Here is a 13,733-nt window from a genome sequence, read left to right on the forward strand (position 1 = left end):
GCGATTGAATCTATTTTTGCAACGCTCAAACCGATAAGCTTATTCGTATCTATTTCGCTGGGTTTTGTCACGCTGACTTCGCCGGTTTATGGCAGTCAAATAGTGGCGGATAACCAAGCTGGCCGCAACCAACAACCGATAGTGATATCAACGGCGAATGGCGTGACACAAGTCAACATTCAAACCCCGAACAATAAAGGGGTATCGCATAACAAATACAAACAATTTGATGTATCACAGCAAGGTGCGATATTAAATAACAGCAGTAAAATCAGCCAAACACAAATTGCGGGTTATGTACAAGGTAATGAACTATTAAATAAAACCGGGCCGGCAAAAATCATATTAAACGAAGTCAATTCACGTAATCCCAGCCAATTAAACGGGGTGGTTGAAGTTGCCGGTCAAAAAGCGGAGGTTATTATTGCTAACCCTTCCGGCATCACCTGTAATGGTTGTGGTTTTATTAATGCCAGTCGAGGGACCCTCACCACCGGTAAACCCATTATCAATAATGGTGAAATAAATGGTTACCAGGTTGAACAAGGACACATTACCGTAACCGGTAAAGGGCTTGACAGTTCCGGGCAAAACTATACTGATTTGATAGCACGTACGGTATCGATTAACTCGGCAATATGGGCCAATGAAGCGAATGTAATCACCGGTCGTAATCAGGTCAGTTACGATACACAAACTATCACCCCACTAGATAACGCTACTGACAATAAACCGGAAGTTTCGATTGATGTTTCACAGCTTGGTGGAATGTATGCTAATAGTATTCGTATGATTGGTACCGAAAAAGGGGTGGGTGTGCATAATGCGGGTGAACTGGGTGCCAGTGCCGGCAGTATCGTTATCAGTGCCGATGGTAAAATCACCAATCAAGGCGCAATTCAGGCTCAACAAAGTATTAATCTCACCAGTCAAAATGATATTATTAATCAAAAACAAATTAATAGTCGACAATCCATTCAACTCACCAGTCAAGGCGCGATAGTTAACGAAGGAAATATTGTCGCTAAAAAAAATGTCGACCTTAAATCTAAAACCATTAATAGCACATCAACAAGTTTGCTTGCAGCAGGTATTGATGAAGAAGGTAAATTAACACAAAAAAGTGATATTATTGCACAGGCTGAAAATATATCACTAACAGGTAAAAACCTAGCCGGTCAACGCATTAAAATTGATGCGCAAAAAAGTGTTGATTTAACAAATAGTCAAAATGTTGCACAAACAGTCACTTTTTCAGCTGAAAACATTAATATTAGTCATGCAAAAATAAACAGTGAACAAGATATTAATTTGCATGCAACTTATTCCATTGATAGTCGTAATATACAAGCGAAAACCCAAACCCGTTATGTGGCAAAGGCGAAGTTAATTGACAATCAACAATCGACAATATTAGCGAATGACGATATCACATTTAGTGCTGATAAAATTAATAATGCGCAATCAAAGCTAAATGCGGGTAAAGGCATTTATTTTAATGCGCAGTATGCTATTGATAATGACCATGCAACGCTGTTGGCTGAAGGTGAAATTCACTTACAAAGTCAAGATATCACTAATAATGATTCACTTTTAGTCAGTAATGATCAGCTACAAATAAAAGCCGATACCTTAGCAAACCGCCAGTCAATATTACAGTCGAAAAAATATCTCAACATTGATAGCGTATTTTTTGATAATCAACAATCTCAGTTATTAACAGAAGATTCACTCACGATTAATGCAACAAATAAAGTGAATAATCAACATGCGAGTTTAAGTGCCAAGGGGACTATCAATATAGCGAGTAAATATGTTGATAACAATGCCGCTACATTCATTTCCGAAAATGCTATCAAAATCAATGTGCAACAATTCTTCAATCAATATGCAAAACTGACCGCATTAAACGGTATTTTTATTGATGGACAACAAGTAGATAATCAATCAGCAGAATTAAAAACAAATGGGTATTTGTCTATTAATTCAACGCAATTAAATAATGAGTCAGCCAAGTTGATTGCTGTTGATGATGTAAATATGAACTCGTCATCAATTAATAATAGCAATACAAACATTATCACAACCGGTAAACTTAGCCTTCATGGTAAGGATATTAATAATGAGCAAGCTAATATTCAGGCAGCTAAATTAATATCAATTTATGCCAATAACATCAATAATGCTTCTGCACTATTACTCACTAATGCAAGTTTAGAGCTCAATGGTGAAAGTATTAACAATAATAATGCTGAGCTTAATGCAAGTGATCGTATCATGATTACTGCCCAACAATTATTCGCCAATCAAGGATTAATTGCGAGTAATGGTAATATTGATATCAATAGCCATACGATTGATGCCCAACAAGTAAAAATTAAAGGAAAACAAGGTATTGAACTTAACGCAGATAACAATATTGATGTTACAAATGGATTAATTATTAGTGAAAAACAGGTAAGTATCAATGCTGATAATATCAAATTAAATACTGCAACTTTAAGTGCTAAAGATGATATAGCTATCACTGCGGTTTCACAATTAGACAATAATGATTCGAAATGGATCAGTGAAGGCAAGACAACAGTCAACACACAAATATTCAACAATCAAAATTCATCTATATCAAGTTATAAAAACATTTTATTTAAGACGCTTAATTTAAACAATATCAATAGCCAATTACTCAGCTATGGTGCAATAACGTTAAATTCAAACATCATTAACAACCAAAATGCGCTGATTAATGCATTAGCAAATATTCAGATTTTAGCGGATAAAATTAATAACCAGAACGCACAAATTATAGGTCAAGATTCAATAGATATCCATGCTAACACGCTGAATAATCGTGATATTGCTCTACAAGCTGCTAAAGCACTGTTAATGGTTGCAACGGAGAGTATGGATAATAGTCATGCCACCCTTATTGCAGGTGCACAACTTAAACTTGCAGCGCAGCAGATTGATAATAACAATGCAAAAATTAAATCTGCACATGATCTTGTCATGCAAGCAACAAACATTAACAACCAACAATCGACGATGATAGCAGTGGGTAATGTGGTATTTGATGCGAAGGATTTATTAAACAATCAGCAGGCAGACATTCGAGCTCAAGGACAAATGGAGATGAATGCCAATGTGATTAATAATTACAATAATCTATTGGCAGCCAGCAAATCTATCACACTTAATGCAAATGAATTAAATAGTCAATCCGCGACGTTAAAGACAGATGACTCGCTGAATATCAAAGCAAAAAAAATCGACAGCTCATTATCCAAATGGGTGAGTCTAAATAAAATAACTGTTGAAAGTGAAGACATAAATAATCAAAAAGCAATAATTAAAACGAATAGTGATATTTCAATCAAAACAAATCGAATCAATAATGATAATGCGACCTTAATTGCTGGCGGTGAAATTTCGTTTTACGTAAACGAACTGTCTAATCAATTAGCTTATTTCAATGCCGATAAAGCCATTCACATTCAAACAAATCAACTTAATAATCAAACAGCAACGTTGATTTCAAATGATTCAATAGAAATTGATGCAGCGAATACCAATAACCAACAAGCAACATTATCTGCCAAACAAAATATCATTGTAAAGAGTGACGAGATAAACAATCAACAGGCGTTATGGTTAGCGGATAACACTATTAAAATTAATGGTTCCAACCTTAACAACCAAGATGCTGCCTTGCAAGCTAAAGGTGGCATGCAAATCAATGTTAACGGTAATATTAACAATGAAAAAGCGACATTAGTCGCAGGTCGAAATGGTCTTATTATTCATGCGAACGATTTAGATAATGAGGCAGCAGAATTAAGTAGTAAAGGTCTTTTATCAATTACATCCAATAGTGTTAATAATCATCGAGCGCAATTAATTGCAGAAAGTGATTTAAATATTCAATCCAATGAGATCAATAATCAATCTGCGGATATACAAGCTAAAGGTGATTTAGCGCTTAATGCAAAAACAATGAATAATAATGAGGCTAAACTGCTGAGCGTAGGGAATATTATTCTAAATGCTGAGAATAATTTAATAAATAACTCAGCGCAGTTGACAGCCTTGCAACAAATAAAATTGCAAACGCAAGGCGCCATCGATAACCAACATTCAACATTAATGGCTAATCAAGGCATTTTCATAAAAGCTGATACGATTAACAATAGTGAATCCAAACTGGAAACAGCCAGTTTACTAAAAATAATTGCAAATGATGTAATTAATTATCATGCAATACTTAATGCGGATCAAATTGAGTTAGAAAGTCAGGCACTTGATAACCAATTGGCTAATTTCATTGCTAAAAATATATTAAATATCCAGGCAAACAATGTAATCAATAGTCAAGCCTATTTATTAGCAAAAGATATTGCCATTGTTGCTAATCAATTAACCGGCGATGGAGAGCTGCGTGCTGAAAATAGTATCATTTTAAATTTGATGAATGGTTTTAATAATATAAAAAGTTTGATTGCCAACAATCAAATATCAATTAAAGCCAATCAAATTAATAACCAGGGTAAAATCTCTTCTGGCCAAAGCGTCACACTGACGAGTGATATTGGCAAAAACACACAAAATGGCATTATTGAATCGGAAAAAATTGACATTAATGGCAACAGCTTTGTTAATCAAGGTTTAATTGATGGTGAAGATGTTAACATTGATTTAACACAACAATTTGATAACCTTGATGCAGCACGCCTATATGGTGATACCATTCATATCAAAGCAAATGAAGTGAATAATAAAGCTGCTGCATTAAACAGCCCAATTACCCCAACGATTGCCGCAAGACAATCCCTGCTTTTTGATGTGAACTCAGTTAATAATGCTAATCATGCCTTGCTTTTAAGTTTAGGTGATATGCAAATCAATGGTAAAACATTAAATAATCATTCGGCACGAATCGAAAGTACTAACAACATGCGATTAAATGTTAGTCAAATTAACAATGTTAATGATCATATTGAAACAGAAGACGTGTTAATTAGTAGCCAACCGATTACCGAATATTCCCCTATGGGTGATGCAAGGCGTTTTAAACCGGAAGAAGTCACCATTAGAACGAGCCCTAAAAAACGCCATCGATATCCCGTATTACATTCTAATAAGGGTGAATTTGGTAGCACGCATAAATATCACGAATATCGATATACAAAAAATATCTATGAAACAAAAATTAAAGTGAGTGAGCCTGCAGAAATTATTGCTGGCAATGATCTGATTATTCAAGCTCATCATGTTGAAAATGATAATAGTAAAATATTGGCAGGCAATAATTTATTGGTTACAACCGATACGCTCAACAATTATTCACTGAAAGGTAAACGAACGATTACCGATATCGGAACACAAATTTGGCATTACCGAAATAAAAATAATCACAACGGTAAAGCCGTATACACGAAAGGGGAAGATGAATCAAAATATTTTAACCAATCGATAACTACTATTGATCTTCAACACGCTAAAATGGAAGATCATACTAATATCAATAACAGCAAGCTTACCCCAACCGAGCGTGAAACTATTCATGTTGCAGCAGGGCAAGCTATCCAGACCATAAATAAAGATGTTAAAGCTGATCAACAGCTCGATGGTTTATCTGATTCACTTATCGCTAAAGGTAAAGAAAAAGGTGACATAACCATTGCTGAGGCTAAGCCCATTACTGACTTATCCCAAGGCAAAACAACAATTAAAACCGAAAAAGTTGATAACCAAAATACATCCGTTATTGATAATAACGTCAATCAACACCCATCTATTGACTCGGTGAATAAACAACAATATACCGAATCGATCAGTTATACCGAACCAAATACCAGCCTACCTAAAAACAGTATTTATATTGTCAATAAAAGTCCAGAGTCGAACTATTTAATTGAAACGGACTCTCGCTTTACCAATCGCAAAAAATGGTTAAGTTCAGACTATATGCTTAATCGCCTGCGAGTTGACCCCAATAACATCCAAAAACGGCTGGGTGATGGCTACTATGAACAACAGCTCATTCGTGAACAAATTGTGACGTTAACCGGTCAGCGATATTTAGGTGACTATTCAAGTGATCTTGAACAGTATAAAGCACTAATGGACGCAGGTATTGCGTTTGCTGAGCACTATGGATTACCAATTGGCGCCTCACTTTCCGCTGACCAAATGCGACTACTCACTACCGATATGGTTTGGATGGAAAGTAAAACCGTCATTGTTGATGGTCAAGCAATAACGGTACTGGTGCCTCAAGTTTATTTGGTTAATCACGCACGAGTGAATGCTGACGGTGCACTGTTAGCTGGGAAAAATGTGACTGTGTATGCAACAGATGATGTTAATTCATCAGGCCTAATTTTAGGTAAAAATCGCGTGGCGATAGCAGCGAACAACGTCAATAATCGCGGTACGATTGATGCTAATTCAATCGTAATTAATGCCAAAGATAGTATAAATAGCAATGGTAAATTTAATGCTGATAAATTAGTTTATCTATCAGCCAACAATGATATTAATTTAAACAGTACTACATCAACGACAGCATCTTATTATGAGAAAAACAAAAGTATTAATACCGTTATTGATCAAGTCTCGAGCATTAATGTCAAAGATGGTGATATTAGCCTAAAAGCGGGGCATGATATCAATCTGGGTGCAGCGTTACTCACTAATGGCGGAGAAGATGGAAAAACCAATCTTATTGCCGGTCACGATATTAATTTATCAACCTTAAAAACAGAAAGTAAGCAAGAAGCATTTTGGAATAAAAACAACTACCGCAAAGTTGATATTGAGAATATTGTCGGTAGCGAAATTTTTACCCAGGGTAACTTGAACTTAATAGCGGGTAATGATATTCGCATGAAATCGGCGGATATCGCAAGCAATCAATCATTAAACTTACTTGCGCAGCATGATATTGATATTAGCAGTGACCAAGAGCGGTTAAACCTCTCCGAGCATCATAAATCGACGTCTAAAGGCTTACTCAATAAACAATCGATTACCGAACATACAGAAATAGATAACACAACGCAAAAAGGCAGCTCACTATCAGCTAACAGTATAACCATTGATGCTGGCAATAATTTAACCGTAACCGGTAGTCAGGTAGTTGGTACCCATGATGTTAATCTCTATGCCGATAAAGATATTACGGTTAATGCCGCAGAAGAGTCATATTACAAACAAGAACAAACCATTAAGAAAAAATCAGGGTTAATGAGCGGTGGTGGTATTGGTGTTACCGTTGGTAAAGAGAAAGAGTCATTAAAACAAACCGATACCGAACAAGCTTATGTCGGTAGTGTCGTTGGCAGTACCGACGGCAGTGTCAATATTCATGCAGGCAAAAATATTGACGTTGAAGGCAGTGATATTATTGCACAAAAAGATGCCAACTTAATTGCACAAAATATTGATATTAACAGTTTAGATGCAAAAACAACGTATAAAGAAGAATACAGTTATGAAAAATCAGGATTGACCGTTGCACTAACTGGTACGGCGGCAGATATGTATGAAGCAGCTAAAGCGGTTGAACGGGCAAAAGAAAAAGGCAATGACAGGTTATTAGCCTTACAGTCAATTAAATCAGGATTATCTGCTGTTGGCGCAGTAGAAGATTTACAGCTAAAAAATCAAGAAGGACAAAGCCAAGCATCTATTGGTGTCAGTGCTATGTTAGGAACACAACGCACGGAGCGGGAAGTCAACCAAGAACAACATAGCGTAATAAGTAGTGGTGTATCTGCTGGTCGCAATATCAATATTATTGCTACTGGTGATGAACAACATCAAGGTGGTGACATCTCGATAAAAGGTAGTGACATTAAAGCTGGCAATGATATTAATCTGACTGCCAACCGAGATTTAAATGTAATTGGTGCAGTCAATACACAACATAGCGATAGTGATGAAAAAAGCTATGGTGGGGGTGTGGGTATTCAATTCCAAGTCGGCGGCGATGAAAGTGGTTTGCGTTTTAAAGGTAATGCCAATTTTAGTCGGGAGCGAGAGAATGCTGACGGTAGTGCTTGGACAGAAAGTGTAATAGACGCCAAAAACAAGTTAAATATTAAAACAGGTAATGATGTTAATATCATTGGCGGTCAGCTAAAAGGCGATACGGTGAAGATGAATGTGGGCAACAACCTTAACATTCAATCCCTGCAAGATACGGATGATTATGACTACGAAAAAATCAGTGCCTCGGTCAGTGGCACGGCAGGCTCAGGATTTAGTGCCAATGGTTCGATATCAGCAACCAATATTGACAGTAAATGGGCAAGTGTGACAGACCAGTCGGGGATTTTTGCTGGCAAAGGTGGCTATGATATTTATGTGGGTAATAACACCGACTTAAAAGGAGCGGTCATTGCATCGGAGGCTGTAGATACAAATAAAAATAAACTTGATACGGGCACAATCAGTTTTAGTGATATAGAAAACAAAGCGGACTTTAAGGTGACCCAGGTATCGATAAGTGGCGGTACGGGAGGACCTGGCGTCCCAACGGCGTATCAAAACAGTGATAAAGACTCAAGTACCACCAAATCAGCAGTAGAAAAGGGACAGTTAATCATCCGTAATCAAGACGAGCAAAAACAGGATATCAATGAATTAAGTCGGGATACGGAAAGTGCCAATAATCCACTGAAACAGATATTTGATAAGCAAAAAGAGCTTGATAAGATAGAAACGGTAGAGTTAATTAAAGATATTGCCCAACAAACAAAAGATGTGGTGAATAAATATGACCGCATACAAGCGCAAAATGATGTAGATAAAAATAAGGATGCGTTATCAAGGCTTGAGGCCGCAAAAGCGTATGAAAAGTTAACTGATGACGAAAAAGCAAAAATATCGTTTGAAAAGTATTATGAAGATAATAAAGATTACTGGTATTACTCAGCGGTTGATACGCAATTAGCATCCAACCTAAAAAATGGTAAAAACCTGGGCACAATGGGGGGCGATGTTAGCAAAGGGATAGATAGTGCAGTTGCCATTGTGACAGGCATTATTTCGGGTGATATTACCGGAGGACTAGCTGGCGCCAGTGCTCCTTGGCTGGCAGAGCAAATCAAAAAGCATACCGGCCATATGGATGAAAATGGCAACTGGGTCACTGATAATGTTGCCGGAAACTTAATTACTCATGCGATTTTAGGCGCTGTGGTTGCGGAGCTACAAGGCAACTCAGGATTATCGGGTGGTCTGGGCGCAGTTGGAGGTGAACTGGCAGCGCAAGTCATTCGAAAAACATTCTATGGGGATAAAAACGACAACGAATTAACCGAAGCAGAAAAACAAAACATCAGTGCACTCGCCCAACTTGCCACTGGACTGGCTGTTGCCGTTGCTGGGGGAGATGTGGGTGATGCTGGCACTGCTATTGCTGCGGGTAAGAACTCGGCTGAGAATAACTATCTAGATTTTGGTCTAGTCATTGTAAATGCAGCGAAGGCTGGATGTAACGGTGATAAAGCTTGTGAAGATAAGGTTATCGATGAAGGGATAAAAGGTTATAACGAAACGATGTTTGAGTACGGCACACCAATTGCGATTGTGGTAGGCGGAGTGATAGCGGCCCCTATTGCCATTGATATAGTTGGTCCTGCAATTGTTTCTTGTTCAGCAAATCCAATCTTGTGTGCTAATAATGTAGCAACGTGGTTAATCGAAACGGTTGGATTTGAAGGTAATCCAGCGGCAGGTTTGGGGATGACTGCTAGCGTATTTGCTAATTCATTAAGTAAGGCTGAATTAAATGACCTTGCCGCAATAATGGAATTATATAAAAATAACCTAATAGAAAATCCATCAGCCCTATTAAATGAAATAAGAACGACTCTTAGTGAAAACGGGGCTTATAAAATTGTTTATGATAGAGCAAATAATACTATCATTAAACAAATTAATGCTGGAAAGGGGACGAATAGATCATTTGAGGAATTACCTTTAGTCAAGCCTCGTTCAATAGATAAAATAGACCCGGCACCAGGTCAATTTGTTTTAGATAAAACAAGTATAACAAAGCTAAATAAAGAAGAAGTATATATTTATATTATAGATGCAAATAATAATATACAAATAGCACCTAGAGGTAGCGCTGGACGAACAGGAGTAAAACATACTCAACTCAGCGGTGGTGAGCCAGTAAAAGGTGCTGGAGAGCTAAAAATGAATTCCGATGGAACTTTATTAATAAATAATCAGTCAGGTCGCTATCGTGCACAATCAAGTGATGCGTTAAAGAAATTAGAATCACATTTGTCAAATATGAATATTAAAAGTAAATCAACTAGCGAGGTTATCAATTGATTATGATTAATGAGTTAAAAAAAATAGATCTTTCAAAGCCTGGGGCAATTACTGAAGTCGATATTATTCTCCATTCCCTAGCGAATATGCCAAATTTGTCCTTGAGGCAAATTTTTAATATATGTCCAGAAAGAAAAGATATCGGCTACATATTAGTAGGACTATGCGCATTATTTTTTTTAAAATCTCCACAATTTAATTCAACTGAATGGGGAGCATATAAAGATGGAAAATTTTCATCTGAAGAAAAGCAATTAATTATTTTGGGTTTACTTAATGTAATAAGATATTCACACATAGAAATCCATGAAGAAGTGGACGCAATAGATTTTATTTATGCAGCCTGTATAGCTTTGTATAGAATTACCCCTGATAAAGCAGAAGAAAAGATCGTTAAAGAATTAAAGTTAAGTCCGACTCCGTCTTTAATTGATGCTTTAGGAGTATTAGTTGGTCATGAGGTCAAGGGGTCTATCACAAAAGAAACATTTGGATTACTTGAATATTTTGCAGAAAAAACGTCAGGAGTATTGAGTGATACAGCAAAAAATGTTTTAAAAGAAGATGTGGAAAGAATGAATGATATAAATCACTTTTTATAAAACAACGAATCGAATGACAAAAAATAACTCAGGTAGTATGGAATGAAATAGCAGAACCTTATATTGTTAAAGATGAACGTTATCAACCTACTTAAACAATATAAAAATCAAATTAAAATTAAAATATTCCTGCTCACTAATAGGGATTTTTATTGCAGTTCTTCAAACTTGTAAATCAATCTCTATCACTAACTTGCCCTGTTCAATCTTAATGACAACAGGGCAGCCGACATAAAAACCAAATTGCTCCAGCCATCTACCTTTAATAATCAGCTGTGGTCTGGGGTTAGGTTTTATGCCTTACGGCACGTAGCCGATGGTATAAAATCACCTAGCCTCCACTGCGGATAAATCAAAAAACCGGTTAGATACCGGCACAATCAGTTTTAGTGATATCGAAAACAAAGCGGACTTTAAGGTGACCCAGGTATCGATAAGTGGCGGTACGGGAGGACCTGGCGTCCCAACGGCGTATCAAAACAGTGATAAAGACTCGAGTACCACCAAATCAGCGGTGGAAAAGGGACAGTTAATCATCCGTAATCAAGACGAGCAAAAACAGGATATCAATGAATTAAGTCGGGATACGGAAAGTGCCAATAATCCGCTGAAACAGATATTTGATAAGCAAAAAGAGCTTGATAAGATAGAAACGGTAGAGTTAATTAAAGATATTGCCCAACAAACAAAAGATGTGGTGAATAAATATGACCGCATACAAGCGCAAAATGATGTAGATAAAAATAAGGATGCGTTATCAAGGCTTGAGGCAGCAAAAGCGTATGAAAAGTTAACTGATGACGAAAAAGCAAAAATATCGTTTGAAAAGTATTATGAAGATAATAAAGATTACTGGTATTACTCAGCGGTTGATACGCAATTAGCATCCAACCTAAAAAATGGTAAAAACCTGGGCACAATGGGGGGCGATGTTAGCAAAGGGATAGATAGTGCAGTTGCCATTGTGACAGGCATTATTTCGGGTGATATTACCGGTGGACTAGCTGGCGCCAGTGCTCCTTGGCTGGCAGAGCAAATCAAAAAGCATACCGGCCATAAAGATGAAAATGGCAACTGGGTAACCGATAATGTTGCCGGAAACTTAGTTACTCATGCGATTTTAGGCGCCGTGGTTGCGGAGCTACAAGGCAACTCAGGATTATCGGGTGGTCTGGGCGCAGTTGGGGGTGAACTGGCAGCACAAGTCATTCGAAAAACATTCTATGGGGATAAGAACGACAACGAATTAACCGAAGCAGAAAAACAAAACATCAGTGCACTCGCCCAACTGGCCACCGGACTGGCTATTGCCGTTGCAGGGGGAGATGTGGGTGATGCAGGCACTGCTATTGCTGCCGGTAAAAATGCGGTTGAGAATAACTATTTGTGTGTTGAAGCCACCTGCAAATTACGCCCGGGTGAGATGACAATGACGGGTGGTGGCGGTGCAATTGTTGGTGGGGCACTGGTAGGAAGTGCAATTTTAGCAGAAGAAACAGGTGCATTAGATGGTGTTAAAGATTCATTTAATGAATGGTTGACGACGGGAAGAGATGGTGCTCTTATAAAAGATGATGGCTCATCAAATAATGAACCAGAAATTAATAATCCAGTCACTGGTTCAGGGAGTGTTGCGGTAGGCGGCGATCCGGGATTACCGCCTGATGATGACAATAATAGTGACGATGATGATAAGAAAGATCAAGAAAAGGATAGTTCTAAGAGCAATAGAGATCCTAGAGATCGGATACAGCATGAAGATTATAAGGATGAATTACGTGCTAAAATGGAAAAACCAGATGTAAAAGATTCTGAACTTAAAAATATTATGGATGATTTATATCGACCTAATGCAAAAATAGGAAGTGGTAGCACTGCTGATGCGGTGAGATATGAAGCCGCAACAGGTCAAAATGTAGGTGGAAAATTACACTTAGAGAAAGCGAAAAACTATGTAAAAGCATTAGAATCTTGGCTAAAACGTAATCCGACAGCATCTTCTGCTGATAGGGCTGCGGCTGAAAATGTATTGAGAGATTTACAAAATGCTCTTAGGGGGAAATAGTGAACAAAAATCTTAAAGAATATCTTAGTCTTTTTTTTGTATTATCCGATGAAATACAAATTTTATTAAATGAATTTGATCATGAATGGGAGAATGATGAAGATCCTCCATATATATTCCTTTTTTCTAAAATAGGAAAAGTTATAGCAAATAACGTATTTTTATTTGATTATAAAAAACAAATTGAAATATTTTCTCATATAGAGTCCGGAATAAATTCTGATAATGAATATTTGGCAACAGCAGTAGCAACAGGGTTAGTTGAAGCGTTAGTAAATGTATCTGATGGTAATCCTGAATTATGGAATAAAATTGAAAGTCATTTAGGAACGGAATCAAAAAAACATGCCATTGCTTGGAAAAACTTTGGACAATAAGGAGATCTATTCCTAGTTCTGCGATCTCTATCGCAGAACAGAACTAATCATTTACCAACAATGCGATCTACTTCGCAAACTTGACAATTAACTTACCTTTTTTAGTGGTAGTGGTAATGGTGACGCTTTGTCCGGTTGTAAAACCAGTTTGTTCTAGCCAATTACCTTTTAGATATAGAACTGGGTGTTTGCCGTAGTGAGTGTGGTGACCGATGAACTGGCAGCACAAGTCATTCGAAAAACATTCTATGGGGATAAGAACGACAACGAATTAACCGAAGCAGAAAAACAAAACATCAGTGCACTCGCCCAACTGGCCACCGGACTGGCTATTGCCGT

At 37.3% G+C, this 13,733-nt stretch carries 7 protein-coding genes; 5 read left to right on the forward strand and 2 right to left on the reverse strand.

The window, feature by feature from the left end; all coding sequences use genetic code 11:
* Window positions 1–102: 102 nt before the first annotated feature.
* Both A9G09_RS01955 and A9G09_RS01960 read left to right on the forward strand, forming a co-directional pair.
* Complete coding sequence (locus tag A9G09_RS01955) at window positions 103–10,350, forward strand: hemagglutinin repeat-containing protein (protein WP_218056792.1); 10,248 nt, start codon at window positions 103–105, stop codon at window positions 10,348–10,350.
* Window positions 10,351–10,352: 2 nt separating this feature from the next.
* Window positions 10,353–10,952, forward strand: coding sequence for a hypothetical protein (locus tag A9G09_RS01960; protein ID WP_065633242.1), 600 nt, complete (start codon window positions 10,353–10,355; stop codon window positions 10,950–10,952).
* 162 nt (window positions 10,953–11,114) lie between these two features.
* On the opposite strand, the gene A9G09_RS13175 is transcribed toward A9G09_RS01960, so the two are convergent.
* Complete coding sequence (locus A9G09_RS13175; RefSeq protein ID WP_141671507.1) at window positions 11,115–11,249, reverse strand: SymE family type I addiction module toxin; 135 nt, start codon at window positions 11,247–11,249, stop codon at window positions 11,115–11,117.
* Window positions 11,250–11,370: 121 nt separating this feature from the next.
* Between A9G09_RS13175 and A9G09_RS01965 the strand changes: the two genes are divergently transcribed.
* Together A9G09_RS01965 and A9G09_RS01970 are read left to right on the forward strand one after the other, a co-directional pair.
* Window positions 11,371–13,017 (forward strand): VENN motif pre-toxin domain-containing protein, encoded by a 1,647-nt coding sequence (locus A9G09_RS01965; RefSeq protein WP_065633243.1) that lies wholly within the window; start codon window positions 11,371–11,373, stop codon window positions 13,015–13,017.
* Complete coding sequence (locus A9G09_RS01970) at window positions 13,017–13,394, forward strand: hypothetical protein (RefSeq protein WP_065633244.1); 378 nt, start codon at window positions 13,017–13,019, stop codon at window positions 13,392–13,394. The genes A9G09_RS01965 and A9G09_RS01970 overlap by 1 nt, the downstream gene beginning before the upstream one ends.
* Window positions 13,395–13,461: 67 nt before the next feature.
* Here the strand turns inward: A9G09_RS01970 and A9G09_RS13180 are convergent, their stop codons facing one another.
* Complete coding sequence (locus A9G09_RS13180; RefSeq protein WP_176700933.1) at window positions 13,462–13,623, reverse strand: SymE family type I addiction module toxin; 162 nt, start codon at window positions 13,621–13,623, stop codon at window positions 13,462–13,464.
* On the opposite strand from A9G09_RS13180, the gene A9G09_RS13185 reads away from it, so the two are divergent.
* On the forward strand, window positions 13,600–13,733 hold a 134-nt coding region (locus A9G09_RS13185; protein ID WP_176700934.1), incomplete at its 3' end, for a VENN motif pre-toxin domain-containing protein. The two genes, A9G09_RS13180 and A9G09_RS13185, sit on opposite strands and share 24 nt — an antisense overlap.

Origin of the sequence: Gilliamella sp. wkB292 (genome assembly GCF_001690235.1) — a bacterium.
Taxonomy (GTDB): domain Bacteria; phylum Pseudomonadota; class Gammaproteobacteria; order Enterobacterales; family Orbaceae; genus Gilliamella; species Gilliamella apicola_F.

Bases quoted from the DNA above. Each gene is read 5' to 3' on its own strand.
- A9G09_RS01960 (WP_065633242.1), top strand. From the start codon at position 10,353: ATGATTAATGAGTTAAAAAAAATAGATCTTTCAAAGCCTGGGGCAATT.